Origin of the sequence: Planomonospora alba (assembly GCF_039534085.1) — a bacterium.
GTDB classification, from domain to species: Bacteria; Actinomycetota; Actinomycetes; order Streptosporangiales; family Streptosporangiaceae; genus Planomonospora_B; species Planomonospora_B alba.
Genome location: NZ_BAAAUT010000036.1, coordinates 21,927 through 46,880, shown reverse-complemented (window position 1 = coordinate 46,880; position 24,954 = coordinate 21,927). Strand labels below are relative to the sequence as shown.

At 74.8% G+C, this 24,954-nt stretch carries 24 protein-coding genes; 13 read left to right on the top strand and 11 right to left on the bottom strand.

The features are described 5' to 3' along the window. Positions 1–138: 138 nt before the first annotated feature. Together ABD823_RS21685 and ABD823_RS21680 are read left to right on the top strand one after the other, a co-directional pair. Positions 139–1,392: a pectate lyase gene (locus ABD823_RS21685; RefSeq protein ID WP_344862435.1), complete on the top strand. Its 1,254-nt coding sequence runs from the start codon at positions 139–141 to the stop codon at positions 1,390–1,392. 166 nt (positions 1,393–1,558) lie between these two features. Beyond that, positions 1,559–2,023, top strand: a complete 465-nt coding sequence (locus ABD823_RS21680; protein ID WP_344862433.1) for a VOC family protein — start codon at positions 1,559–1,561, stop codon at positions 2,021–2,023. A 107-nt stretch (positions 2,024–2,130) separates the two neighbouring features. On the opposite strand, the gene ABD823_RS21675 is transcribed toward ABD823_RS21680, so the two are convergent. Continuing rightward, entirely contained in the window at positions 2,131–2,493 is a 363-nt protein-coding gene (locus ABD823_RS21675; RefSeq protein WP_344862431.1) for a DUF4440 domain-containing protein, read from the bottom strand. A gap of 155 nt (positions 2,494–2,648) precedes the next feature. Between ABD823_RS21675 and ABD823_RS21670 the strand changes: the two genes are divergently transcribed. Then, positions 2,649–3,185: a tetratricopeptide repeat protein gene (locus ABD823_RS21670; RefSeq protein WP_344862429.1), complete on the top strand. Its 537-nt coding sequence runs from the start codon at positions 2,649–2,651 to the stop codon at positions 3,183–3,185. Between the two features lie 99 nt (positions 3,186–3,284). On the opposite strand, the gene ABD823_RS21665 is transcribed toward ABD823_RS21670, so the two are convergent. Both ABD823_RS21665 and ABD823_RS21660 read right to left on the bottom strand, forming a co-directional pair. Continuing rightward, positions 3,285–3,956 (bottom strand): acetoacetate decarboxylase family protein, encoded by a 672-nt coding sequence (locus ABD823_RS21665; RefSeq protein WP_344862427.1) that lies wholly within the window; start codon positions 3,954–3,956, stop codon positions 3,285–3,287. Positions 3,957–4,306: 350 nt separating this feature from the next. Beyond that, entirely contained in the window at positions 4,307–5,542 is a 1,236-nt protein-coding gene (locus tag ABD823_RS21660) for a monooxygenase (protein ID WP_344862425.1), read from the bottom strand. A 209-nt stretch (positions 5,543–5,751) separates the two neighbouring features. Here ABD823_RS21660 and ABD823_RS21655 point away from each other — a divergent pair, with 209 nt between their 5' ends. The 3 genes from ABD823_RS21655 to ABD823_RS21645 are packed head-to-tail and all read left to right on the top strand — an operon-like array spanning position 5,752 to position 8,757. Then, on the top strand, positions 5,752–6,549 hold the full coding sequence (locus ABD823_RS21655) for an alpha/beta fold hydrolase (protein WP_344862423.1): 798 nt from the start codon (positions 5,752–5,754) through the stop codon (positions 6,547–6,549). Between the two features lie 22 nt (positions 6,550–6,571). Beyond that, positions 6,572–7,786 (top strand): PP2C family protein-serine/threonine phosphatase, encoded by a 1,215-nt coding sequence (locus ABD823_RS21650; RefSeq protein ID WP_344862421.1) that lies wholly within the window; start codon positions 6,572–6,574, stop codon positions 7,784–7,786. 32 nt (positions 7,787–7,818) lie between these two features. Continuing rightward, positions 7,819–8,757, top strand: coding sequence for an MBL fold metallo-hydrolase (locus ABD823_RS21645; RefSeq protein WP_344862419.1), 939 nt, complete (start codon positions 7,819–7,821; stop codon positions 8,755–8,757). Positions 8,758–8,822: 65 nt separating this feature from the next. Here ABD823_RS21645 and ABD823_RS21640 read toward each other — a convergent pair whose 3' ends face one another. Next, a complete protein-coding gene (locus ABD823_RS21640; protein WP_344862417.1) occupies positions 8,823–10,745 on the bottom strand; it encodes an alpha/beta fold hydrolase in 1,923 nt (640 codons plus the stop codon). Between the two features lie 120 nt (positions 10,746–10,865). Between ABD823_RS21640 and ABD823_RS21635 the strand changes: the two genes are divergently transcribed. Further along, a complete protein-coding gene (locus ABD823_RS21635) occupies positions 10,866–11,969 on the top strand; it encodes a class I SAM-dependent methyltransferase (protein ID WP_344862415.1) in 1,104 nt (367 codons plus the stop codon). Positions 11,970–12,039: 70 nt separating this feature from the next. On the opposite strand, the gene ABD823_RS21630 is transcribed toward ABD823_RS21635, so the two are convergent. Beyond that, a complete protein-coding gene (locus ABD823_RS21630; protein WP_344862413.1) occupies positions 12,040–12,693 on the bottom strand; it encodes a response regulator in 654 nt (217 codons plus the stop codon). Continuing rightward, a complete protein-coding gene (locus tag ABD823_RS21625; RefSeq protein WP_344862411.1) occupies positions 12,690–13,877 on the bottom strand; it encodes a sensor histidine kinase in 1,188 nt (395 codons plus the stop codon). The genes ABD823_RS21630 and ABD823_RS21625 overlap by 4 nt, the downstream gene beginning before the upstream one ends. 261 nt (positions 13,878–14,138) lie before the next feature. Between ABD823_RS21625 and ABD823_RS21620 the strand changes: the two genes are divergently transcribed. Next, entirely contained in the window at positions 14,139–15,311 is a 1,173-nt protein-coding gene (locus tag ABD823_RS21620; RefSeq protein WP_344862409.1) for a serine hydrolase domain-containing protein, read from the top strand. 70 nt (positions 15,312–15,381) lie between these two features. Here ABD823_RS21620 and ABD823_RS21615 read toward each other — a convergent pair whose 3' ends face one another. Beyond that, the gene (locus ABD823_RS21615; RefSeq protein ID WP_344862407.1) at positions 15,382–16,251 is read right to left on the bottom strand and encodes a helix-turn-helix transcriptional regulator; all 870 of its coding nucleotides are present in this window, start codon (positions 16,249–16,251) and stop codon (positions 15,382–15,384) included. Positions 16,252–16,365: 114 nt separating this feature from the next. Here ABD823_RS21615 and ABD823_RS21610 point away from each other — a divergent pair, with 114 nt between their 5' ends. From ABD823_RS21610 to ABD823_RS21600, 3 genes are all read left to right on the top strand, one after another. Next, positions 16,366–17,070, top strand: coding sequence for an SDR family oxidoreductase (locus ABD823_RS21610; protein ID WP_344862405.1), 705 nt, complete (start codon positions 16,366–16,368; stop codon positions 17,068–17,070). Between the two features lie 83 nt (positions 17,071–17,153). Continuing rightward, positions 17,154–18,572: a glutamate-cysteine ligase family protein gene (locus ABD823_RS21605; protein ID WP_344862403.1), complete on the top strand. Its 1,419-nt coding sequence runs from the start codon at positions 17,154–17,156 to the stop codon at positions 18,570–18,572. Positions 18,573–18,692: 120 nt separating this feature from the next. Beyond that, positions 18,693–19,736, top strand: coding sequence for a hypothetical protein (locus tag ABD823_RS21600; RefSeq protein WP_344862401.1), 1,044 nt, complete (start codon positions 18,693–18,695; stop codon positions 19,734–19,736). A gap of 79 nt (positions 19,737–19,815) precedes the next feature. On the opposite strand, the gene pcp is transcribed toward ABD823_RS21600, so the two are convergent. Genes pcp through ABD823_RS21580 form a run of 4 tightly spaced genes read right to left on the bottom strand, consistent with a single transcriptional unit; the run spans position 19,816 to position 22,659 of the window. Beyond that, the gene (pcp, locus tag ABD823_RS21595) at positions 19,816–20,436 is read right to left on the bottom strand and encodes a pyroglutamyl-peptidase I (RefSeq protein WP_344862398.1); all 621 of its coding nucleotides are present in this window, start codon (positions 20,434–20,436) and stop codon (positions 19,816–19,818) included. After that, positions 20,433–20,810 (bottom strand): thiol-disulfide oxidoreductase DCC family protein, encoded by a 378-nt coding sequence (locus ABD823_RS21590; RefSeq protein ID WP_344862396.1) that lies wholly within the window; start codon positions 20,808–20,810, stop codon positions 20,433–20,435. The genes pcp and ABD823_RS21590 overlap by 4 nt, the downstream gene beginning before the upstream one ends. A gap of 9 nt (positions 20,811–20,819) precedes the next feature. Continuing rightward, complete coding sequence (locus tag ABD823_RS21585) at positions 20,820–21,725, bottom strand: hypothetical protein (protein WP_344862394.1); 906 nt, start codon at positions 21,723–21,725, stop codon at positions 20,820–20,822. Positions 21,726–21,783: 58 nt separating this feature from the next. After that, positions 21,784–22,659 carry a hypothetical protein gene (locus tag ABD823_RS21580; protein WP_344862392.1) on the bottom strand — a complete coding sequence of 292 codons (876 nt, stop codon included), beginning with the start codon at positions 22,657–22,659 and terminating at the stop codon, positions 21,784–21,786. Between the two features lie 388 nt (positions 22,660–23,047). Between ABD823_RS21580 and mltG the strand changes: the two genes are divergently transcribed. After that, on the top strand, positions 23,048–24,181 hold the full coding sequence (gene mltG / locus ABD823_RS21575; protein ID WP_344862390.1) for an endolytic transglycosylase MltG: 1,134 nt from the start codon (positions 23,048–23,050) through the stop codon (positions 24,179–24,181). Between the two features lie 70 nt (positions 24,182–24,251). Further along, the gene (locus ABD823_RS21570; protein WP_344862388.1) at positions 24,252–24,827 is read left to right on the top strand and encodes a GNAT family N-acetyltransferase; all 576 of its coding nucleotides are present in this window, start codon (positions 24,252–24,254) and stop codon (positions 24,825–24,827) included. The last annotated feature ends 127 nt before the right edge of the window (positions 24,828–24,954 follow it).

The following is a 24,954-nucleotide window of genomic DNA, read 5'->3' as shown; positions in this document are numbered from 1 at the left end:
CGGCAAGGAGCAGGGCGGGCCCGGCCGCCGACGCCGCGTCGGCCGCCATCACCGGCGCGGGCTCCGGAGAGACCACCTCCTGACGCGCTCCGACCCCGGTCGGGCGTCACACCCCCTTCAACCGAACTGGAGTTCACCGTGCGTAAAGACAGAAGGCTGGCGGTCGTGCTGGCCGCCGCTCTCGTGACGGGCAGCGGGCTGGTGACCGTGTTCGCCACGGCCGCCTCGGCGGCCCCGTCCAACGGTAACTACACGCTGGTCAACGCCGGCAGCGGCCTGTGCGCCGCCGTGCCCGGGCAGAGCACCGGCGACGGCGTCCAGCTCGTCCAGTCCACCTGTGCGGGCTCCGCCGGGCAGGTCTTCACGCTCACCTCCTCCGGGAGCGGCTACCAGATCAAGGCGGCGCACAGCGGCAAGTGCCTCGGCGTCCGCGACGCCTCCACCAGCGCAGGCAAGGCGGTCCAGCAGGAGTCCTGCACCTCGGCCGCCTCGCAGACCTGGCAGCTGACCGCGTCCGGCTCCAACTACCGGGTGGTCAACGCCAACGGAGGCAAGTGCCTCAACGTCAAGGACAACTCCACCTCCTCCGGCGCCGTGCTCCAGCAGAACTCCTGCGACTCGGCGGCCACCAAGCAGTGGACGCTGCGGCCGGCCGGCGGGGGCGGCACGCCCGACCCCGACCCCACGCCGACCGTGACGCCCACCAGCGGCGGCGGTGACGGCAGCGGCTCGTGGCCCACGGCCACCGGCAGCGTGCACCAGACGGAGACCCGCAACGTGGGCTCGTTCTTCGACGGCGGCATGAAGCGCTACTACGGCATCGGCGACGGCGGCCAGAGCGAGAGCCAGGATCCGATGTTCGTCGTGGCCAACGGCGGCACGATCCAGAACGTCATCATCGACGCCCCGGCCGGTGACGGCATCCACTGCGAGGGATCCTGCACCATCCGCAACGTGTGGTGGAACGACGTCGGCGAGGACGCCGCCACCTTCCGCGGCTCCAGCTCCTCGGCGGCCTACCTGGTGGACGGCGGCGGCGCCAAGTCCGCCTCCGACAAGGTCTTCCAGCACAACGGCGCCGGCACGGTGACCATCCGCAACTTCCAGGTGCACAGCGCCGGCAAGCTGTACCGGGCCTGCGGCAACTGCTCCACCTCCTACCAGCGCCACGTCGTGATGGACGGCGTCACCGCCCGCTCCACCAAGGTGCTGGCCGGGATCAACTCCAACTGGGGCGACACCGCGCGCTTCAGCCGGATCACCGTGTACGGCGACACCACCATCTGCGAGCGGTACAAGGGCGTGCCGAAGGGCAGCGAGCCCAGCAAGATCGGTGAGGGCCCCGACGGCACGCACTGCCGGTACTCCGAATCCGACATCACCCGCCGGTAGACCCCGGGGCGGGCCGCCGGACGCCGCCCACCCCGCGCCGGGCGGGCCGCCGCCCGCCCGGCGCGCCCGCCCGGCACCGGCCGGGCCCCGTACGGGGCCTGGCCGGTGCCGTCCTCGGTTCCCTCAGGCCGATCACCGCGGCGGGACGGCTTGGTAGCCTCGGCGGGTGACGACGATCAAGCAGATATCGCTGGGCGTCACCGACGACGTGCGGGCGGGGGAGTTCTGGCGCCAGGCGCTCGGATACGTGCGGCGGCCGCCGCGTTTCGAGGGTGACGACTGGATCGTCCTGGAGCCTCCGCCGGGCGTGCCCGGGGCCGCGATCGCGATGGACGTGAGCCGGAGCCCCGCCGAGGAGTTCCCCCGGACGCACCTCGATCTCGACGCGGGGGACCGCGATCTCGACGAGGAGGTCGACCGGCTGGTGGCACTGGGCGCGCGGCGGGTCGACTGGCCCCACTATCCGGACGACCCGCGGCCCGAGGAGCCGGCGTACGTCGTGCTCGCCGATCCCGAGGGCAACCGGTTCTGCGTCGAAGGACGGCGTTCCGGGCGCCCCCACGCGGCTTCCGGGCGCCCCCACGCGGCCGAGGCCGCCCCCGGCCGGCGCGGGGAGACCGCTGGGGCCTGAGCGCGCAGCGGCCACCCGGCGGCGACGGCCTCGTACGTCCCGGCGCGACCGGACGGCGCTCCGCCCCGCGGGGCGGCAGCCCCCGCGGGGCGGGCCCTTTCCGGAGCTCAGCGCGGAGTCTGCTGGTGAAAGGCCAGTTTCCAGCCGTCCTCCCGGAGCACGTACAGGCTGCTCATCAGCGCCGAGTACGCGGGAGCGCCGTCCCGCCTGGCGACGGCGCCGTAGGTGACCAGCGCGGTGCCGCGAGCCGGTTCCGTGACCCGCAGGTCCTGGAGCTCGTAGGACGACCAGGGCCGGCCGGACATGGAGGCGACGACCGCCGCCCGGTCGTCGAGCACCGTGCCGCCGGGCAGGAGCATCACGACCGTGTGGTCGAGGACCCGCTCGTAGAACTCGGTGGCGGCCTGCGGGGTGGAGGACAGGGCCTGCCAGCCCTTCGTCTCGAGGTCGGCCGGTTCGTCGAGCGTCATGGTCATATCCCACCCTCCCGTCATCGAGGTGATCGATCGGCGTCCGCCTGCCCCGGCCGCGCCCGGTCATGCATCGTCAGGGTACCGATCACGGCGGGGACCGCACCCGGCGCACCCGTGCGGCACCGGAGCGGGCCGGTCGTAGCCTGGCCCGCATGAGCACCGAGGTGGTCTACGACGAGCGGCTCCGCATGGTCCCGGCGGACCGGGACGCCTACGCCGCCCGGGTCGAGGCACTGAAGGCGGATCTGGAGCGGGCCGAGCGGGAAGGGCCGGCCGGGCCGGGCGAGGTGTTCCGGCTGCTACGGCGGATCGGGTCCGGACTGGTCGTCCTCGGCGCGTACGGCGAGGCCGTGGCCTGCCTGGAGCGGGCCGTCCCCCTGGCGGGGGAGGACCCCGCGGCCAGGGCGGCCGTCCGGATCAACCTGGCCGACGCCCACCGCTACGCCGGGGACCTGGAGCGGGCCGAGCCCCTCTATCTGGAGGCGCTCGCCGCCGCCCCGCCGGACATGCGCGACTTCGCCCTCCAGCACCTCGCCAAGCAGCGCATCGACCAGGGCCGCCTCGCCGAGGCGGAGGACCTGCTCCGGCGGGCGCTGGAGCTGCGCAGGGCGAAGGGAGAGCCGGAGCTGATCGCGTCGACGGAGCGGACCCTCGGCCACTGCCGCCGCCTGGCGCGACGCCGCCCCTGAGGATCCGGCGCGGGTCGGCGGGCGGTCAGGACGTCCGCCGACCCGCGCCGGTCCCCGGAGCGACGGGTGCTCCGCCCGCCGCCCCGGGGGCGCGGGCGGTCAGTCCATCGCCGACTCGCCGCCGGGATAGGCGAAGGACGAGCGGGGCGAGTAGAAGCCCCACACGACCTGCAGCGGGTCGGCGGGCCGCAGCGCGTGGACGGGGTGGCCGGGCTCCAGGAACTCCAGTGACAGGACCTCGAAGGGATCGACCGGCTCCGCCACGAACGGGTAGATCCCGCTCATCCGCCGCCCGCCGGCCTCCGTGATGTAGCGCAGCTGCCCGCGGTTGACCGCCGTGCCGGTCTCGCCCACCCGGGCGGTCGTCCGGATCACCGGCACGCCGTCGGCCTCGGTCGTCGCGACGAGCCTGCCGTCCTCGACCTCGATGACGGTACGGCCCGGGGTGGCGGGCACGCCCCGGGCCGCGGCGTACTCGCGCACCACCGCGCTGGAGTTGAAGTAGTGCGTCCACCAGCGGCCGGGGGTGACGCCGTCGGGCGCGTAGGCGTCCTCCAAGTCCGGCCCGATGTAGGTCAGCGAGTACGCGCCGAACCCCGAGGTCTGCTCGGGCCGGTCGACGACGTACTGGTTCATGAAGACCCGCCGGTCGGCGGCGGGCTTCAGCCCGTCGGGCACCAGGGCCGCGACGGCGTCCGGGTCGGCGGGCAACCAGCCGAAGTAGATCATCCTGCTGTCGACGACGAGCTGGGGCGGAACGAGATCGGCCACGGCGTCTCCCTGCCATCGGCGGTGTGTAACCGGAACGTACGCCGGACCCGCGCCCGCGACAACGGGGCGCCGGTCCCGGGGCGGTCGGACCGTACGGCCGCCGGGCGGGTGAGGGCCTCACAGGAGCAGGTTGAGCAGGACCGTCAGCAGGATCGAGAGCAGGACCGAGACGATGATCATGGTCAGGCATCCCGCCCGGCCGCCGACGAACCCGACCTCCGTGTTTCCGATGCGCATGCCGTCCCGCTACCCGCAGGCGGCCGGGGAAACCGCCGCGCGGGGCGCGCCCGCTCCGGCGGGGTGACGCGGCCGGGGCCGTCCCGCCGGAGCGGGCACGCCCCGCGGCGCGGTCAGGCGGCGGGCGACCAGACCAGCAGGCCCAGGCACATCTCGTCGCTGGTGCCCTCGCCCCACACGACGTAGCGGGGCGGCAGTCCGCGCAGCGCGGGCAGCTTGGCGCGCAACCCGGCGTCGTGGGTGCAGGTGACCCGGAAGGTGTCACCGGCCTTGACGGCGACCGGTTCGGGCAGCGGGCGGACGGCCTGCTCGTCGAAGTCGTAGTTCGGGATGTCGAGCAGGGTCTTCGCGCCGGGCGTGCCCGGGTTGAGCTCCACCTTGATCGAGCGGCCGAGCAGGTGCATGTGCCCGGCGGCGGCGTAGACCGTGCCGGCCCGGTCGGTCCTCCGGTCGCAGCGCTGGGTGGGTCCGGCGGCGGGGGGCCTGCCCCCGGAGCAGAACCGGTTGAGGACGTCGACCATCGCCATGGCCTGGTCGCCGAAGCGGGCGGCCACGTCGCGGACCGCGGCCCCGCGCTCGCAGAGCGGGCCGGACTCGCCGGGCGCGCAGGGCAGCTCGACCGGCGCGGTGATCAGCGCGGTGTCCAGAGGGGCGAGGTCGGACGTCCCGTCGGCGAGCCGGAGCCGGATCCCGGACCGGTCGCTGCCCGCCGGCTCGCCCCCTGTGGCGAGCAGGTTGTAGTGCACCTGCACGACCAGCCGGCTGCCGGGCGGCATCGGGTAGCCGACCTTCTGCTTCAGCAGGGTCTCGTCCGCCCCGGGCGCCCAGTGGCCGATCCACGCGCCGTCGTCGAAGCCGGCGTTGCCGAAGCAGGTCCATCCGTCGCCCGGGGCCGCGGCGTCGGCCTTCTCCGCCTGCTCCGCGGCCCGCGGGCCGACCCGGAAGATGATCGCGTGGTGCACGAGGCCGGTGTTCTGCGGCAGGAACTGGCTGCCGGTCAGGAACGCCCGCTCCTTCAGCCCGGGGTCGAGCAGGAAGCAGCGGTACTCGTCGGTCGCCCCGGCGGGCGCCTGCGGCGTGTACGGCCGGGGCAGCGCGAGGTCGACGAAGCGCTCGGAGTCCCGCAGCGGCGCCGCGGGCGGCGGCTGCGCGGCCCTCCCGTGGCCGCCGTGCGCTCCGCGGCCGCCGCCGGCCGCGCCGTCCGGTGCGCCGGAGGCGGACGGGTGGCGCTGCCCCGCCGCGTGTCCCGCGCCCGCGCCCGGGGAGCAGGACGCCAGCAGGACGGCGGCGGTGAGCGCGGCCGCCGCCGCGCCGGCCCGCCGGCCCGCCGGACGGATCGCGTTTCCCATGGCGGCTCCTGTTCTGCCGGGTGTTCTGCCTGCTCCGCCGGGGAGGACCCCGCGGGGCGGGAACGGGCCGGGCCGCCGCCCGGTTCGCCGGAGCCGGGACGGGGCAGGGGGCGGGGCCGCGGCGATGCGGCGTCCGGGCCCCTCCCGGGGCAGGATATGCTCCGAACACAATTTGGTTTTGGTTTTTGTGGAAAAGGCGGTCTGCGGCAGTGGATGTTCTGGCCCGTAACAACGTCACCATATCCGGTAATCTTTCTGGAAAAACCATTGTCTTTTCTCATGGATTCGGGTGCGACCAGAGCATGTGGCGGTTCGTCGCCCCCGCCTTCGCCGACGACCACCGCATCGTGCTCTTCGACCACCTGGGCTACGGCGGCTCCGACCTGGCGAGCTACTCCGCCGAGCGCCACTCCTCCCTGGACGGCTACGCCCGCGACCTGCTGGAGATCTGCCGCGAACTGGACATCGAGCAGGCCGTGTTCGTCGGCCACTCGGTCGCAGCGATGATCGGCGTCCTCGCCGCGAACGAGGAGCCGGAGCGCTTCGAGCGGCTGGTGCTGGTGGGTCCGTCGCCCTGCTACATCGACGACGGCGACTACGTCGGCGGATTCAGCCGGCAGGACATCGACGAGCTGCTCGAATCGCTCGACAGCAACTACCTCGGCTGGTCCGGCGCGATGGCCCCGATGATCATGGGGAACCCGGACCGCCCCGAGCTGGGGGAGGAGCTGACCAACAGCTTCTGCCGCACCGACCCCGCCATCGCCCGGCGGTTCGCGCGGGCGACCTTCCTGTCGGACAACCGGGACGACCTGCGGCGGGTGCGGGCCCGCACGCTCGTCCTGCAGTGCTCCGAGGACGTGATCGCCCCCCGGCAGGTGGGGGAGTACGTCCACCGGGCGATCCCGGGCAGCGAGCTGGTCCTCATGAAGGCGACCGGCCACTGCCCCAACCTGAGCGCCCCGGAGGAGACCGTCGAGGCGATCCGCTCCTTCCTGCGGGACTGAGCGGGGACGGAGGACCTCTCCCGTGGCCCAGCCGGACGAGACCGCCACCCGCGCGGGCGGCACGCCGCCGACCGGTCCCGTCGAGGACGACTTCGAGGACCTGTACGAGAACGCGCCGTTCGGCTACCTGTCCACGCTCACGGACGGCACGGTCGTCCGGGCCAACGCCACCTTCCTCGCCATGACCGGCTACACCCGCGCCGACCTGGTCGGCCGGACGCGCATCCACGCCCTCCTGCCGGTGGGCGACCGCATCTTCTACGAGACCCACTTCGCACCCCTGCTCGTGATGCAGGGCGAGGTCCGGGAGATCGCGGTCGAGCTGAAGCACGCAGACGGCAGCCGGATCCCGGTCCTGCTCAACGGGGTGCTGAAGGCGGCCGCCGGAGGGCGGCCGGCGGTCATCCGGCTCTCCGCCGTCGCGGCGGCCGACCGCAGGCGCTACGAGCGGGAGCTGCTGCACGAGCGGCGGCGGGCCGAGCGCTCCGAGGCCGAGGCGCGGCAGCTCGCCCACATCCTGCAGGCGAGCTTCGTGCCGTCGGCGCTGCCGGAGGTCCCCGGCCTGGACGTCGCGGGCGTGTACCGGCCCGCCGGGCACGGGGACGAGGTGGGCGGCGACTTCTACGACCTGTTCGAGACCCCGCACGGCTGGGGGCTCTCCCTCGGGGACGTGTGCGGCAAGGGCGCCCGCGCGGCGGTCGTCACCAGCCTGGCCCGGTACACGCTGCGCGCCGCGGCCATGGGGGAGCCCCGGCCCGGCCAGGTGCTCTCCGTGCTCAACCAGGCGCTCCTGCGCGAGCGCGGCGGCCGCTTCCTGACCGCGGCCTACGCCTGGATCCGGCAGACCGGGCAGGGACGGGCCCGCCTGGCCCTGGCCCTCGGCGGGCACCCGCCGCCCCTGCGGGTCCTGCGGGAGGGCGGGACGGAGGCGGTGGGCCGCCCCGGGGACCTGATGGGCGTCTTCGCCGACCCGCGGCTGCACGAGACCGAGGTGGAGCTCTCCCCGGGGGACGCGCTGCTGTTCTACACCGACGGGATCACCGAGGGACGCGCCGAGGAGGGGATGTTCGGCGAGGAGCGGCTGGCGCGCTCGCTGGAGGCGGCCCGGGGCGCGGACGCGGCGGGCATCGCCACCCGGCTCGTGGAGGAGGTGGTGGCGTTCCAGTCGGGGCTGCCGAGCGACGACATCGCCGTCCTCGTCGTGCGGGTGCCGGACCGGGCCCCGCGATCCCGGTGACCGGGGGCCCGGCAGGCCCGACAATCGAGATCATGAGCTCATCCAGGCACGACCACCCCCTCCCGCCGCCCCGCGTCGAGGAGGTCTCCGACGGCGTCTACGCCTACGTCCAGCCCGACGGGAGCTGGTGGATCAACAACACCGGCTTCCTCGTGGGGCCGCGCGGCGTCATCAGCGTGGACTCCTGCTCCACCGAGCGGCGGACCCTGGCCTACCGGGAGGCGATCAGGTCGGTCACCGACCGCCCGGTCACCACGCTGGTCAACACCCACCACCACGGCGACCACACCTTCGGCAACTCCGCCTTCCCCGAGGCGACGATCGTCGGGCACGAGAAGACCCGCGAGGCGATCCTCGCCGAGGGCATCCCGTCCTACCTCGGCATGGCCTGGACCGAGGTGGAGTGGGGGGACCTCGAGGCCTGCCCGCCGTTCCTTACCTACACCGACCGGGTGACGGTCCACGCGGGCGACCTGCGGTGCGAGGTCCGGCACATCGGCGTCCCCGCGCACACGACCAACGACTCGATCGTGTGGATCCCGGAGCGCCGGCTGCTGTTCTCCGGCGACCTGCTCTTCAACGGGGGCACCCCCTTCGTCATGATGGGCTCGGTGCGCGGGGCGCTGCGGGCGCTCGACGAGATCCAGGCCCTGGGCGCGGAGACGATCGTGCCCGGCCACGGGGCGGTCTGCGGGCCGGAGGTGATCGACCGGGTCCGGGGCTACCTGCGCTTCGTGTGGGAGACCGCCGAGCGCGGCCGCGCGGCCGGGCTGTCGCCGCTGGAGGCGGCGCGCGGGACCGACCTCGGGGAGTACGGCGCCCTGCTCGATCCCGAGCGCATCGTCGGCAACCTGCACCGGGCCTACGCCGAGCTGGACGGCCTGCCCCCGGGAGAGCCGATCGACCTGGTCACCGCGGTCCTGGAGATGATCGACTACAACGGGGGCAGGCCGCTGACCTGCCTGGCGTGACCGCGCCGGGCCGGCCCGCACGCTCCCGCCGATCGGTCGGGCGGCGGGGCCTCGCGGGCCCCGCGCTAGGCGGTCAGGTGGCGGGACCACCACTCCAGGACGGCCTCGAAGCGCTGCAGGCGGTGCCGGGGCCGGCCGCTGCGGCTCAGCTCGTGACCCTCGCCGGGGAAGAGCAGGAACTCGGCGGGCACGCCGTTGCGGCGCAGGGCGACGTACATCCGCTGGGCCTGCTCGACCGGGCAGCGCCAGTCCTCCTCCGAGTGCACCACCGCGAACGGCAGCCGGATCCGGTCGGCGTGGTGGAGCGGGCTCATCGCGCGCTGCGTCCCGGCGTCCGGCCCGCAGTAGGCCTCGGCGAAGTACCAGCCGATGTCGGAGGAACCGGTGAAGGAGTCCCAGGCGTTGACCGCGCGCTCGCTCCAGGCGGCGCGGAAGCGCTCCCCGTGGTGGGCGGCCAGCCAGCTGGTCATGAACCCGCCGTAGGAGCCGCCCATCACGCCCACCCGCCCGGCGTCGCACTCCGGCAGGGCCAGCGCCGCGTCCAGCAGGGCCAGCACGTCGTCGGCGTCGACCGTGCCGAGCGCGCCGATCACGGACCGGCCGTGCGCCTGGCCGTACCCGGCCGAGCCCCGGGGGTTGGGCAGGACCACCGCGTAGCCGGCGGCGGCGTAGACCTGGGTCTCGTCGAGGAAGCCCCAGCCGTGCTGGTGGAACGGTCCGCCGTGCACGTTCAGCAGGACCGGGTGCGGTCCCTCGCCCTCGGGCAGGGCGATCCAGCCGTGCACCGGATAGCCGTCGGGGGCGACGGCGGTGATCTCCCTCAGCGGCCGGACCCCGGGGAGCGGCCCGCAGAAGTCGGCGAGCGTCCGGTCGGCCTCGACGACCTGACCGGGGTGCTCGGGCGTGGAGACCACCGCGACGGTCCGCCCGCCGAAGGCCGCGAACGCCTTGACGCATCCCCGCTCGCCCAGCACGACCGGCAGCTTGCCCAGCGGCGTGCCGGCGGAGTCGAGGGGCACCAGGCGCAGCTCGATCGCGCCGCGCACCCGGACCGCGACCAGGACGCCGCCCTCGGCCGGCAGCGGCGGCAGCGACTCGCAGTCCACCGACTCCTCCTCGGTCAGCCGCGTGCCGGTCGCGGGCCCGCCGCCGGCCCGCGAGGAGGCGGCGGAGGCGAGGGCGGCCGGGGAGGCGCGGTAGAGCCCGGTGTTGCGGGCCACCGCGTGGATCCCGGAGAACTCGGTGCCGAGATAGACCACGTCGCCGCCGGGCAGGACGGCGGGGTGGCCCGCCGAACCGGCGCTGCGCACCGCCAGGACCGGTTCCCCGCCGAGCGCGGGCACCGCGTACAGGTCGGTGTGCAGGCTCTCGGGGTCCAGGTCGCGCGGGGCCGAGACCAGCAGGTGCTCCTCGCCGTACCAGCAGGGGTCCTCGACGTCGTAGCGGCCGTCGGTCAGCGCCACCGGCTGGGGGATCTCCGCCAGCGCGTTGACGACGTACAGCACCAGCCGCCGGTCCTGGATGAACCCGACGCCGTCGCGGCGGTAGCGGAAACCGGTGATGCGGCGCGGCGCCTCGGCCGCCGCCTCCACGCCCTCCTCGGTGCCGTAGCGGCCGGGCTCGGGGACCCGGGCGGTGAACGCGATCCGCCGCGAGTCGGGCGCCCAGACCGGCGTGCCCGCGCCGAGCGGCAGGTCGGTGATCGCACGGGGTTCGCCCCCGCCGGTGGGCATCACGTGCAGCTGCGGGCGCCCGCCCGCGGCGGCCCGCAGGAAGGCCACCCAGGCGCCGTCGGGCGAGATGCGGGGGGAGGTGTCGAGGTCCCCGTGGGTGAAGGGGACGGGCGGGCCCTGGGGCGGGATCCGCCACAGGCCGCCCCGGTAGGCGTCCGCCTCCAGGTCCGGGTGGGCCACGTCGACCAGCAGGAGGTCTTCGTGGAGGGTCACGCTGCCGGGAACGTGCAGCAGGGCGAGGTCTTCTGGGCGCATGGCCTGGGACGTTATCACCCGATGAAGAACGCTATACCGGCTTCCGGGTCTGTCCCGATCACACGTCGGGTACCGGTTCACCGAATCGATGGAACCGTGACGCTCAGGGACGGAACGCCGGTGAACGGACATGCCATTAAAGCGGTCAAGAGGGTGCTCTACCGAGCCGTGTACGGCTCGCGCTACGACGACGTGCCGTGGAGCCAGCGGCTCTACGTCCGGCCCGGTGAGAGGCACGTGCGCCAGGCGCTGTGGCGGCTGCGGCTGCGCCGGGCCCCGCTGATGACGCTGGCGGAGTACCGGCAGCGCACGAAGCTCGGCGAGCTGGAGGAGTTCGTCGTCTGCCACCTGTGCGGCGACAGCCGCCAGCAGCCGCTGTTCACGCCCGCCGACCCCAAGGGCAGGTGGAGCTACCACGTGGTGCGCTGCCCGTCGTGCGGGTTCCTCTACCGCAACCCCAACATCCGGCCCGACCGCCTGGGCGACCTGTACGCCGACAACTACAGCGCCTTCCTGACCGGCAAGTACGCCGCGGACCGGCAGCGCCGCTACCGGCTGACCATGGACGCCTTCCACCCCGTCTTCGCCGAGGGCGCGGGACGGCGGCTGCTGGACTTCGGCTGCGGGGCCGGGCTCTTCCTGGAGCTCGCCGAGCAGCGCGGGTTCGACGCGGCCGGGGTCGACCTGTCGCCGGACTCGGTGGTGGAGGCCAACCGGAGGCTCACCCGGGCGCGGGCCTACCACGGCGCCCCCGAGGACGTCCCGGAGATCGCGGTGGGCGGCTTCGACGTGATCACCCTCTGGTCGGTCCTGGCCCACCTGCCCCGGCCGCTGGAGGACTTCCGGCGTTTCCGCAGCCTGCTCGCGCCGGGCGGGGTGCTGATGATCCTCACCGTCAACGCCGCCTCGCTGCAGCTGAAGGCGTTCGGGAGCGAGTGGAACGGGTTCACCAAGAACCACCTGATGTTCTACTCGGCCGAGACGATGCCGGTGCTGCTGCGCCGTACCGGGTTCGCCGGGGTGGCCTTCGCGCCCTTCTACGGCGACACCGTCGAGGCCGGGACCACGAAGCTGTCCGAGCCGATGCGGCGGCGGCTCCGCCGCGCGGTCGAGGCCTCCGACGGCGGCAACATGCTGCGCGCGCTGGCGTTCGCCGACGACGAGGCGATCGACCGGTGGGGCGGCGGCCTGAAGGTCCGCCGCCTGCCCAAGCGCGAGGGCTGAGGGCCCCGGGGGGGCGGGGCCGTCGCGGCGGCGTCGCGGCGGCCACCGCCCCGGGCCCGCGGGGCCGGGCTCAGCGGGCGGTGAGCCCGGCGTCGTGGGCGACGAGCGCGGCCTGGGTGCGGTTGGCGCAACCGAGCTTGGCCAGGACCCGGGAGACGTATCCCTTGACCGTGGTCTCCTCCAGGTACAGCCGACCCGCGATCTCGGCGTTGGACAGGCCCTCGCCCAGACCGGCCAGCACGTCCCGCTCCCGTCCGGTGAGCTCCGCGACGGCCCGGCGGGCCCGCTCGCGCGCGCCGCCGTCGCCCCGGGCGAACTCGGCGATCAGCCGCCGGGTCACCGACGGGGCCAGCATGGCGTTGCCCGCGGCCACCACCCGGACCACGGTGATGATGTCCTCCGGCCGGGTGTCCTTGAGCAGGAAGCCCACGGCGCCCGCGCGCAGCGCCCGGTACACGTACTCGTCCAGGTCGAACGTGGTCAGCATGATGACCTTCGGCGGGTGCGGCAGCCGGGTCAGCCGCTCGGCGGCCACCAGCCCGTCCGCGACGGGCATGCGCACGTCGAGCAGGACGACGTCCGGCCGGTGCGTGACCGCCTGCTCCACCGCCTCGGCGCCGTCGTAGGCCTCGGCCACCACCTCGATGTCCCCGGCGGTGGCGAGCAGGGCGCGCAGGTGGGCGCAGACCATGCGCTCGTCGTCGACGAGCAGGACGCGGATCACGGGGCGCCCCCGTGCACGGGCAGCTCGGCGCGGACCTCGTAGCCGCCGGACGGGGTGGGCAGGGTCCGCAGGGTCCCGCCGACGAGCGCGACCCGCTCGCGCAGGCCGAGCAGCCCGGCGCCGCCGCCGGGCAGCGGGTCGTGCCGGGCGGCGGCCGGGGCCGGGCCGTTGGCGACGCGCAGGCGGATCCGCTCGGGCCCGGAGTCGACCTCCACGGCGACCGGGGCGCCGGGGGCGTGCTTGCGGGCGTTCGTCAGCGCCTCCTGCACGATCCGGTAGGCGGTCCTGCCGACCGGCGGCGGCGTCTCCACCGGTTCGCCCGTCTCCACGAGGTCCACCTCGACCCCGGCGGCGCGGTTCTCCTCCACCAGGGTGCGCAGGTCGGGCAGGGCCGGGGGTGGGGCCAGCGGCACCCGCTCCAGCGCGTCGCCCGAGCGCATCACCCCGACCACGGCCCGCAGCTCGTCCAGGGCCTGCGAACCGGTCTGCCGGATCTGCTCCGCGATCGACGCGACCTCCTCCGGGGGGATGCGCTCCGCCTGCGCGCGCAGCCGCAGCGTCCCCGCCTGGAGCACCATGAGGCTGACCCGGTGCGTCACCACGTCGTGCATCTCGCGCGCCAGCCGGGCCCGCTCCTCGGTGCGCGCCCGCTCCACCCGCGCGCCGCCCTCCCGCTCGGCGAGGTCCCTGCGGGCGCGCACGTACAGGCCGAGCAGGAGCGGGGCCGCCACCATCGAGCCCGCCGCGGCCAGGTGCTGGAACGGGGAGCCGTCCTGGCCGGAGTCGGTCACGGCCCACCCGGCGCCCGGTCCGGGCGGCGCCGTGGCCCACGACGGGTCGGACCGCGCCGCGACCCATCCGGTGGCCAGCACGGTCAGGGCGGCGACCCCCCACAGCAGGCGCGGGTCGCGGACGCGGGAGGCGAGGGCGTACACGGCGAACGGCAGCGCCAGCGGCACGCCGCCGGCCAGGCTCGCGGCGGCGACGCCCAGCGTCAGCGGCGCCGGGCGGCTGCGGCGCAGGACCAGCGCCGCGCCGCAGGCCACCTCCACGGCCGTGTGCGGCACCAGGCCGTGGCCGCCCGTGTCACCGGCGGTCGTCCAGCTCCCGGCCGCTCCGGCCGCCGCCACGCCCAGCGCCAGCAGCGCGTCGGCGAGCAGGCTCCGCCATCCGATCTCATGCACGCGCCATACCGTATCTGGACATATCGCCCTTGATTACCGTCGCGTGCCGAATGCCGACCTTCGCCGGGCGGACATCCTCCTTTCGTAGGTACCGGCCGCCCTCCGGCGGCGCCGCAGGCAGGGGGCGAGGCCGGTCCGTTCCGCGCTTCCGCGGACCACCCCGCCCGGCGGAGGCTTGTCGGCGTGCCGCTCCGCCTGGGACCGGCACGCCGAGCAGATCCCGCGGGCCGGTCCCGGCCCGCCCCACCGAGAGGAACACCCATGACGACCACGCGACCCCGCCGCCTGCGCGCCGCCGCCGTCCTGGCGGCGCTGACCGTCTCCGCCGTCCCGGCGTGGGCGGCGGCCGCCGCCGCGGACACCGGTGACGACGTGGTCGCCGCGGCCGACCGCGGCGCCCTGAAGGCGGCCCTGGGCAAGGTCGTGAAGGAGGGGGCGGTCGGCGCCCAGGCCGAGGTCCGCGACGAGCGCGGCCGCTGGACCGGCCGGAGCGGCACGGCGAGACTCGGCACCGGCCGGCCCGTGCCGGAGAACGGGCGGTTCCGGATCGGCAGCACCACCAAGCCCTTCACCGCCACGGTGGTCCTGCAGCTGGTCGCCGAGGGGAAGGTCTCCCTGGACGACACGGTCGAGCGGTGGCTGCCCGGCCTGGTCCCCGGCGGGTCGCGCATCACCGTCCGGCAGCTGCTCAACCACACCAGCGGCCTGTTCGACTACCTGCAGACCGAGGGCATGCCGAAGGACGGCGGTGACGTCCTGCGGGACGGCCGGCGCACCTACACGCCCGAGCAGCTGGTCCGGACCGCGGTGGCGAACCCGCCCTACTTCGCGCCCGGCGCGGGCTGGATGTACTCCAACACCAACTACATCCTCGCCGGAATGATCATCGAGAGGGCGACCGGGAACACCTACCGCGAGGAGGTCGCCCGGCGCATCCTCAAGCCCCTCGGGCTGCGGGACACGTTCCTGCCCGGCACGTCCGTCAGGATCCCCGGCCCGCACGCCCGGGGCTACTTCCCGCGCACCGTCGACCCGGTCGGCAGGCTGGTCGACGTCACCGAGCTCAACCCCTCCTTCGCGGGCGCGGCGGGAGAGATGATCTCCACCACGGCCGACGTCGGCAGGTTCTTCACCGCGCTGCTCGGCGGGAAGCTGCTCGCCCCCGAGCAGCTCCGGGAGATGACCACCCTCGTGGACATCTCCCGGCAGACGGGCGTGCCCGGCCTCGGGTACGGCCTGGGCCTGGAGTCGGTGAAGCTCTCCTGCGGCGTCAGGAGCTGGGGCCACGGCGGGAGCATCCCCGGCTACGCGACCTACGTCGGCTTCACGCGCGACGCCCGCCGCCAGGCCGTGCTGTACGCCACCGGCATGACCGGGGACGACAGCGACGCGGCGGCGAAGGAGCTGGTCGACCGGGCGCTGTGCGGCCGCTGAGGCCCCGGCAGCGGCCGGGCGGCGCCCCGGCGGTCTCCCCGCTGGGGCGCCGCCGCGCCCGCGGCGGTCCTCAACGCGGGGCGTCCGCGTCCTGGGACAGCGGAGTGCCCGCGTCCTGGGACAGGAGCATGCGCAGCAGCCGCAGGGCGTCGTGGGAGGGCGAGCCCGGAGCGGTCGTGTAGAGCACCACGCGCTGGTCGCGGTCGGGGACGTGCAGCGTCTGGCAGGCGACCTCGACCGAGCCGACCAGCGGGTGGTGCATCCGGCTGCGGTGGTCGCGCTGGACCCGCACGTCGTGCTCCGCCCACATCCGGGCGAAGTCCGGGCTGGAGGCCAGCATCTCCGCCACCAGGCCGCGGATCGAGGGGTCGCCCGGGTAGCGCGCCGCGGCGGCGCGCAGGTCGGCGACCGCCGCCCGGGCGAAGCGGCCCGACACCTCGTCGCACAGGCCGGCGCGCAGGCCCGGGGAGCGGAAGATCCGCCGGATCATGTTGCGGTCGCCCGGACCGGCCCGGTCCAGGCCGTCCAGGAGCGCGCCGGCCAGCGGGTTCCACGCCAGGATGTCGTACTTGGCGTCCATCACGTACGCGGGCACGTCCTCCATCGAGGCCAGCATGTTCAGCACCCCCTCCGGCACGTCCCGCGAGGGGCGGCCGCCGGGCACGGGGACCTCGCCGGCCAGGTGGAACAGGTGCGCACGCTCGTCGGCGGTCAGCATCAGCGCCCGGGCCAGCGCGCCGAGCACCTGGCGGGACGGGCGCGGCCCCCGCGCCTGCTCCAGGCGGATGTAGTAGTCGACGGACATGCCCGCGAGCTGGGCCACCTCCTGGCGGCGCAGGCCGGGGGTGCGCCTGCGCCCGCCGTCGGGCAGCCCCGCCGCGCGGGGCGTCAGGCGGGCGCGGCGGTCGCGCAGGAATTCGGCGAGCTCACTCCGGTTCACACCTCCAGCATGGCCGGACGCCGCGGCCCGCGCCCGGCCCGCGGGTGGTACCGCGGATACCAGCCTGCGGAGGTCTCTCCCGCCCGGGCCCGCCCCGGGGCGAGGGTGGCGGGCATGATCGCTCTCATCACGGGTGCCAACAGGGGCATCGGCTACCACATCGCCAAGCTGCTCACCGAGCGGGACGTGACCGTCATCGTGGGCGCCAGGGACGCCGAGCAGGGGCGGCGGGCCGCCCAGGAGCTCGGGGCCCGCTCCGTCCGGCTCGACGTCACCTCCGCCGAGTCCGTCTCCTCCGCCGCCGAGTGGATCGAGGAGGAGTACGGCCTGCTCGACGTCCTCGTCAACAACGCCGGGGTCTTCCTCGCCCAGGAGGACCCCGCCGCCGCCGCGACCCCGGTGGAGGCCATGCGCGCCACCTACGAGACCAACGTCTTCGGGGTGGTCGCCGTCACCAACGCCGTGCTCCCGCTGCTGCGCCGGGCGCCCGCCGCCCGGATCGTGAACCTCTCCAGCGGCCTGGGCTCCCTGACCCGGGCCGGCGACCCGCAGGACCCGTTCTGGGCGAGCAACCACCTGGCCTACAACTCCTCCAAGACGGCGCTCAACATGGTCACCGTCGTCTACGCCAAGGAACTGGCCGGAACCCCGATCAAGGTCAACGCGGCCGACCCCGGCTACTGCGCCACGGACATGAACGCCCACGCCGGCCACCGCACCCCCGAGCAGGGCGCGGCCGTCGCCGTACGGCTGGCGCTGCTGGGCGACGACGGCCCGAGCGGCCTCTGCCACGACGAGGACGGCGTCGTCCCCTGGTGATTTACCCCGGGTGCGGATTAGACGGCGGCGGGCAGGACAGAAGGGGGTGGCAGCGCGAATCGACTGATTGATCGGACGGTGTGATGGGGCAGCAACTCGACAAGGACCGGTTCTCGGAGGCGGAGTTCGCGCACTTCGGGGAGCGCCTGGCCGAGCAGCTCGCGGAGCTCCGCGAGCTGCTGGCCCGGCCGGGGTTCGGGACGGGTCCGGCGACCATCGGGGCCGAGCTGGAGCTGTTCCTGATCACACCCGATGGCCGGCCGCTCCCGTGCAACCACGAGGTGCGCGACACCGCCGGGGACGACCGGCTCACCCTTGAGCTGGGCCGGTTCAACCTGGAGATCAACCTCACCCCGCTCCCGCTGGCGGGCCGGCCCTTCGCCGCGCTGGAGAAGGAGCTGCACGAGACGCTCTCCGTGGTGGACGCGGCGGCGGCCGAGCACGGCGGGCAGGCGGTGGCGATCGGGATCCTGCCCACCCTGCACGAGTTCGACTTCACCCACGCGGCGATGAGCGACGAGAGCCGCTACCGGGCGATGAGCCGCGGCATGCGGCGGCTGCGGAGCGAGCCGTTCCGGGTGCGCATCCACGGGGTGGAGCAGCTGGAGCTGGAGGTCGAGGGCGTGATCCTGGAGAGCGCCAACACCTCCTGGCAGGTCCACCTGCGCACCCCTCCCGCCGACTTCGCCCGCGTCTACAACGCCGCGCAGCTGGCCATGGGGCCGGTCCTGGCGGTCAGCGGCAACTCCCCGGCCTTCCTGGGCCGCAGGCTCTGGGAGGAGACCCGCATCGCGCTCTTCGAGGAGGCCGCCGACGACCGCGACCTGGAACGGCTCGGCCGCCGCGACCGGCGGGTGGCCTTCGGCTCCGGCTGGGTGAAGGGCGCCGAGGAGCTGTTCGAGGCGTGCGTGCGCGACTACGAGCCGTTGCTGCCGATGACCTCCCGCGAGGAGGACGGCCCGGCGCCCCGGCTGGCCGAGCTCCGCCTCCACCAGGGCACGGTCTGGCAGTGGAACCGGCCGGTCTACGACCCGGCGGGCGGCGGCCACCTGCGGGTGGAGATGCGCGCGCTGCCCGCCGGGCCGACCCCGGCCGACATGGCGGCCAACGCCGCGTTCCTGCTCGGCCTCACCGCGGAGCTGGCCGTCGAGCCGGTCGAGGACTTCGCCTTCTCCTCCGCCTACCGCAACTTCTACCGGGCGGCGATCGACGGCCTGGACGCCTCCCTGGCCTGGCCCGGCCGGTCGGGGGAGACCCCGGCGGCCCGGCTCGCCCTGGACCTGCTCCCGGTCGCCGCGGCCGGCCTCGACCGGGTGGGAGTGGAGCAGGACGAGATCGGGCGGACGCTGGACGTGATCCGGGAGCGCGTCACGCGGCGCCGTACCGGGTCGGTCTGGCAGCGCCGGGCGCTGGAGGCGGCGGGCGGGGACCGGGCCCGGATGGTCACCCGCTACCGGGAGCTGGCGCTGACCGGCGCGCCCGTGCACACCTGGCCGCTCTGACCGCCCGTCCGGGCCGGGCGGCGGCCCGCCGGGCCCGGATGATCATAAAAGGGAGCCACCCGGAATACTCATGAATTCCATACCTTGATCCGCCAGACTGGGCGGGACGGGAGGAGTTCCATGAGCGCGATGAAGGCCGTGCCGGCGGGGCCGTTCGAGCTGAGACGGGCCGACGACCGGTTCGGCGCCGGGATCCAGGCGCTGGAGCGGGAGCTGAAGCGGGTGCCGCTGGAGACCGTGCTGGCCAGGGCCAACCGGGCCGCCACCCGGCGGGGGCCCACCGGCAGCGGGGCGTTCGGCTCGATGCGGCCCCGGCCGGTGGACTGGTACTGCTTCGACGCCGCCGACAACGCCGTCTCCTACTGGTACCCGCAGGGCCTGACCTGCTCCTCCGACGCGGGCACCGGCGGGAACGTGTACGTGGTGAGCTGGTACTACCGGCCCGAGGACGGCGAGCGGGGCGTGCGCCTGACCTTCCTGAACGCGGCGACCCTGCGCTACCGGCACGTCCTGCTCGTCGAGGCCCGCGCCGACGGCGACATCGTCCCGATCGACATCCACGCCGGAGGCATCGCCTGGTACGGCGACCTGGTCTACGTCGCCGACACCGTCCGGGGCCTCCGGGTCTTCGACGTCCGGCAGATCTTCGAGGTGGACGGCGAGGCGGGCGAGGAGATCGGCCGGAGCGGAGGGGTGTACAACGCCTTCGGCTACCGCTACGTGATGCCGCAGACCGGCGCGTGGGCCACGACCACCAAGGCCGCCCGGTTCTCCTTCGCCGCGATCGACCGCAGCGCCGACCCCGACCTGCTGATCTCCGGCGAGTACGTCGACGAGCCCGGCAGGACCGGCCGGGTGGCCCGCTGGGCGCTGGACCCCGACGGCACGCTGCGGGCCGGGGCGGACGGCGTCGCCGCCGCGCTCGACGCCTACGCGCTGCCCGGCGCCAAGATCCAGGGCGCCCTGTCCCACAAGGGCACCTGGTACCTCAGCCAGAGCGCCGGGTCGGCGGGGAACGGCACGCTGATCGTGGCGGGCGACAAGCTCACCCGCCGGCCGTACCCGGTGGGGCCGGAGGACCTCACCTGCGTCCGCGGGCGCGGGCAGGTGTGGAGCGTGACCGAGTTCGCCGGCCGCCGCGTCGTGTACGGCGTGCCGCTGTAGCCGCCGCGCCCCGGTGCGCGGCCGGGGATGCCCCCGTCGGCGTTCCCGCGCCCCGGCCGTGCCCCGCCGCGCCCCGCCGTCAGTGCAGGGAGCCGCCCGTCAGGCGCAGATCGTCGCGGACCATGACGGCGGCCGTCACGATCGCGGTCAGCGCCTCGGCGACCAGCGCGCTCGGCATGGACGGGCCGGCGTGGTCGAGGACCTGCCCTGGGGTGAACGGAACGTGCACGAAGCCGCCGCGGACCTGCGGGAACTCGGTGGCGATCAGGTGCATGAGACCGTAGAAGACGTGGTTGCAGACGAACGTGCCCGCGCTGTGCGACACGCTCGCCGGCACCCCCGCCTTCCGGGCCGCCGCCACGCAGGCCTTCACCGGCAGCGTGGCGAAGTAGGCGGCCGGGCCGCCGGGCACCACCGGCCGGTCCACCGGCTGCTCGCCCGCGTTGTCGGGGATGCGGGCGTCGTCGAGGTTGAGCGCGACCCGCTCGACGGTGACGTCGGCCCGACCGCCGGCCTGCCCGACGCAGACGACGACCTCGGGCTCGTACTCCAGCATCACCGCGCGCAGCCGCTCCAGGGAGGTGCCGAACTCGCACGGCAGCAATGCGGTCTGCACGCCCGGCACCAGCCGGACCGCCTCCCACGACGGGTTGACGGCCGCACCGTCGAAGGGCTCGAAGCCCGTCAGCAGGGCCCTCATCGCCGGGCCGCCGGGAGCGAACAGGCGGGGGTGCCGCCCGGCAGGCGGTGCCGGTTGGCCGCGACCAGCCGGTAGAGGCCGTGCGCCGCCCAGCGCAGCGGGGGCACCCGGAGCGCGTGCCCCAGCGCGCGCCACGGCCCTCCCGCGGCCACCAGCAGCCGGGCGGCGGCCTGCGCCCCGCCGTACACCCGGCCGTGCTCGATCCAGAGCACCTCGCGGTCCGCCCGTTCGGCCGTGGTCCCGAGCGCGGGCAGGTCGGCGAGCTGCCAGGGCGTCACGCGGGCCCGGACGCCGATCCACCGCTCGGCGAAGCGCACGCTCGCCGTGCAGAACGCGCAGTCGCCGTCATAGATCAGCACTGGTCGATTTGTCATAGACAAACCCTACTTATCACCTTCAGTCGGAGGGCCGTCCAGGTAGCGGAACGCCTCGTGCGCGGAGCGGATGCTGGCCCGCAGCGCCTGCTCCAGCTGCCCGGCGTCCCGCGCCAGATGGTCGATCTCCGGTACGGCGAGCGCGTCGGCGCCCGTCTCGGCCAGCAGCTCCTCGTACTTGGGCAGCCGGGAGCGGAGCAGCTCGATCCGCTGGTGGGCCAGGAAGGCGCGCTCGGCCTCGGCGACGTGGGCGGCGTAGCGCTCCAGGGCCTCGACCCGGGCGACGACGGCGGCCTCGCTGGCGGCCAGCGCCCGCTCCAGCGGTTCCAGCGCGGCGGCCACCTCGGGGGAGTCGCCGTCGACGGCGAGGTCGTGGTGCTCCCGGCGCAGGGCCGAGAGCTTGGCGAGCAACCGGGCGATCTCCCACTCCTGGGCCGGGAGCATCACCGAGTTGCGCGCGTCGTCGAGCATCCCGGCGGCGTTGACCTGCGACCTGAGCACGTACTCGACGGCCCTGCGGGTCCGCTCGCGCAGCTCCTCGGCGGGGGCGTCGAAGTCCTCGGGGAGCAGGTAGCGGTCGGCGTACCAGCGCGCGTTGCGGTAGAGGTCCTGCTCGGGGTCGCCCGCGTCCAGGGGCTCCTGGGCGGTGAGGTGGCCGATGAAGACCACGAAGACCAGCAGCGCGGCCACGAACACGCCGGTGTGCCCGCCCCCGTCGGCCGTGACGCCGACGCCCACCAGCAGGAGCGCCGTGACCGCCCCGACGACCTGCAGCGCCCGGACCGGAAGCCGGGACGGGGCGGCCTCCGGCTCGGGGGCCCAGCCGGCGCGGATGCGGGACAGCAGGGAGGCGTTCCTGCGGAACAGCTCGGCGATCTCCGCAGGCACCTCGGGATCGACCGCCACATACTGCACCGGTTCGCTCTCCCCTTTCCCGCGGTCGGACCGTGGTCAAGAAATCTTATATTTTCGACTATCCATCGAGATAGCGGAACGCCTCATGGGCCGAGCGGATGCTCTCGTCCAGCGCCCGCCGCAACCGGTCGGCGTCCTGCGCCAGGTGCCCGATCTCCGGGGCCATGAACCTCCCCGCGCCGGCCTCGGCGACGAGCTGCTCGTACTCCGGCAGGTGGGCGCGGAGCGCCTCGATCTGGTGGTGGGAGAGCATCGCGCGCTCGGCCTCGGCGACGTGGGCGGCGTAGCGCTCCAGGGCCTCGACCCGGGCGACGACGGCGGCCTCGCTGGCGGCCAGCGCCCGCTCCAGCGGCTCCACCGCGGCGGCCACCTCCGGGGTCCGCCCGCCGCGGACCAGGCCGCGGTGGCGGAGCCGCAGGGCCGAGAGCTTGGCCAGCAGCCGGGCGATCTCCCACTCCTCGGCGGGCAGCATCACCGAGTTGCGGACGCTGTCCAGCAGGCCCATGGTGTTGACCCGCGAGCGCAGGACCTGGTCGATCGCCTGCTGGACCCGGCCGAGCAGGTGCCTGGAGGGCGGGTCGAAGTCCTCCAGGACCAGGAAGCGGCCCCGCCACTGCTGGGCGTGGCGGTACAGCACCCGCTCCAGGGAGTCGGCGGGGGTGGGCCTTCTGACGACGTACAGGACGGCCATGGCGAACAGCTCCATGCCCACCAGGAGGAACAGGGGCGCCGCCCCGGCGCCCACGGCGATGAAGGTCACCCCCGCCAGCGCCACGGTCAGGCCGAAGACGCCCGCGACCGGGCCGGGGATGCGGGCGTTGTCGCGCGCCTCGGGATTCCAGCCGCGGTGGAACCGGGACAGCAGCGGCCCGTTCCGGCGCATGAGGTTGGCGGCCTCCGCGGGCACCTCCGGATCGACCACCACACGCAGCACGGGCCCGCTCCCTCCGCCGAAAACCACCCACATCGGCCTGATCCCCTGCCAGGCGTGCTTCCATGGTGCATCGTGGCGGGCGGTGCGGCGGACGCGGGCGGAGGATCGCGCGGGATCACGGCCGCGGATCCGCTCCGGGGACGCGGCCTCCCGGCCCCTCCGCGGGCCGCCTGACATGCCGAATCATGTAATTCACTGAGAAATGGAGTGAGTTCGTGAGATACCGGGAAGAGTCCAGCGAACGTCCTCGGGATGTACTGATGCTCATCGGAACACTCACCGTCCCGCGCGGGGCCGCGCGGGGCCGCGCGTGGGACCCGGTCCGCGCCGCCGGCGCCGGACGGGCCGTACCGGGGGACCGGCCGCCGGCGGATCGGCTGCCGCGGCCATGAGCGACCTCGACCTGGTGCTCGGCGCCGAGGAGGACGCCCCCGCCCGGGGCCGGTCGCGGGCGGGCCGGCGCCGCCGCCGGCGCCGCCGCGGCGGCTTCCTCGCCCCGCTGCTCGCCCTCGTGGTGCTGGCCGGCGTCCTCGGAGGCGGCGGCTACTACGGCTACCGGTGGCTGTCGGACGTGATGGTGCCGGACGACTTCACCGGGCAGGGCACCGGTGAGGTGACGGTCCGGATCGAGGAGGGCCAGAGCGCCGCCGACGTCGCCCGGACCCTGGAGGAGCGGGGCGTCGTCGCCAGCGCCCGGGCCTTCACCGACGCCATCGACGCGGCGGGCAAGAGCGGGGCGCTCCAGCCGGGGCGCTACACCCTGCGCGAGCGCATGTCCGCGCGGGCCGCCGTCGCGCTGCTGACGGACCCCGACAACCGGCACCGCGGGAAGGTCCTCGTCAAGGAGGGCTGGCGGCTCTCCCAGATCGTCGACGCACTGGCCGAGGCGACCGGGAGGCCGAAGGAGGAGTTCGAGGCGGCGGCCCGGGACGCCGAGGCGCTGGACCTGCCCGCCCAGGCCCGGGGCAACCTGGAGGGCTACGCCTTCCCGGCCACCTACGAGTTCACCCCGGACATGACGGCCGCCGACATCCTCGCGGCCATGGTCGAGCGCTACCGCCGGGCGGCGGAGGAGACGGACCTGGAGGCGGGGGCCGAGCGGCTGGGCCGCACGCCGCACGAGATCATGACGATCGCCAGCATCGTGCAGGCCGAGGCCGGGCGGCCCCAGGACATGCCGAAGATGGCCAGGGTGATCTACAACAGGCTCGCCCTCGAGCCCCCGATGAAGCTCCAGATGGACAGCACCGTCTTCTACGGGCTGAACGCCTACGGGATCGCGGCCACCGACAAGCAGACGAAGAGCACCTCGAAGTACAACACCTACCGGTACGGCGGGCTCCCGCCCGGCCCGATCGGCAACCCCGGCCAGGAGGCGATCGAGGCGGCCCTGCACCCGGCCGAGGGGCGCTGGCTGTGGTTCGTGACGACGGACCCGGCCAGGCGGATCACCGAGTTCACCGACAAGGAGTCGGAGTTCTGGCGGCTGCGGGCCGAGTTCAACAAGCGGAACGGCGGCTGACCCCGCCGGTGCGGCGGATGCCCCGGATATCCGGTGGAACCGGGCGGCGGCCGGTGCGAGGATCGCCGCTGTGGACGACTCCCTGCGGGCCGAGCCGATCGTGACGGACCGGCTCCGGCTCGAACCGCTCGCCGTCGGGCACGCCGAGGAGATGGCCGCGGTGCTGGCCGATCCCGCGCTGCACGCCTTCACCGGCGGCTCGCCCGCCACCGCGGCGCAGCTGCGTGACCGCTACGCCCGCCTGGTCGCCGGGCCCCCGCCCGGCAGCACCGAGACCTGGCTCAACTGGGTGATCCGCCTGACGGACGGCGCGGGCGGCGTGAACGGCCCGGCGGGCGGCACGCGGGGCCCGCACGGCCCGCCGGGCGGGGGTGCGGCCGGCCGCCTGGTCGGCTACGTCCAGGCCACCGTGACCCCGGACGGGGCCTTCCTCGCCTGGGTGGTCGGCACGCCCTGGCAGGGCAGGAAGCTGGCGGTCGAGGCCGCCCGCGCGATGACCGGCTGGCTGGCCGGGCGGGGAGTGAGCGCGCTGGCGGCCGCGATCCATCCGCGGCACGCCGCCTCCATCGGGGTCGCCCGCCGGCTCGGCCTGGTCCCGACCGGCGAGCGCGTGGACGGCGAGGTGGTCTGGCGCTCGGCGCCGTAGCCGGGGAGGGCGCGCGACGGGCGACGGGGCGCGCGGACGGACCGCCGAGGCGGGCGGATCGAGGCGTGCCGGTGGGAGGATTCGAAGGCGTGCCTGCCGGAGTGTGCGAGCCGGGGGCGGGGAGTCG

Bases quoted from the DNA above. Each gene is read 5' to 3' on its own strand.
- ABD823_RS21620 (WP_344862409.1), top strand. From the start codon at position 14,139: ATGACGACCACGCGACCCCGCCGCCTGCGCGCCGCCGCCGTCCTGGCG.
- ABD823_RS21605 (WP_344862403.1), top strand. From the start codon at position 17,154: ATGGGGCAGCAACTCGACAAGGACCGGTTCTCGGAGGCGGAGTTCGCG.
- ABD823_RS21610 (WP_344862405.1), top strand. From the start codon at position 16,366: ATGATCGCTCTCATCACGGGTGCCAACAGGGGCATCGGCTACCACATC.
- ABD823_RS21640 (WP_344862417.1), bottom strand. From the start codon at position 10,745: ATGCGCCCAGAAGACCTCGCCCTGCTGCACGTTCCCGGCAGCGTGACC.
- pcp (WP_344862398.1), bottom strand. From the start codon at position 20,436: ATGAGGGCCCTGCTGACGGGCTTCGAGCCCTTCGACGGTGCGGCCGTC.
- ABD823_RS21590 (WP_344862396.1), bottom strand. From the start codon at position 20,810: ATGACAAATCGACCAGTGCTGATCTATGACGGCGACTGCGCGTTCTGC.
- ABD823_RS21670 (WP_344862429.1), top strand. From the start codon at position 2,649: ATGAGCACCGAGGTGGTCTACGACGAGCGGCTCCGCATGGTCCCGGCG.
- ABD823_RS21645 (WP_344862419.1), top strand. From the start codon at position 7,819: ATGAGCTCATCCAGGCACGACCACCCCCTCCCGCCGCCCCGCGTCGAG.
- ABD823_RS21600 (WP_344862401.1), top strand. From the start codon at position 18,693: ATGAGCGCGATGAAGGCCGTGCCGGCGGGGCCGTTCGAGCTGAGACGG.
- ABD823_RS21660 (WP_344862425.1), bottom strand. From the start codon at position 5,542: ATGGGAAACGCGATCCGTCCGGCGGGCCGGCGGGCCGGCGCGGCGGCG.
- ABD823_RS21675 (WP_344862431.1), bottom strand. From the start codon at position 2,493: ATGACGCTCGACGAACCGGCCGACCTCGAGACGAAGGGCTGGCAGGCC.
- mltG (WP_344862390.1), top strand. From the start codon at position 23,048: ATGAGCGACCTCGACCTGGTGCTCGGCGCCGAGGAGGACGCCCCCGCC.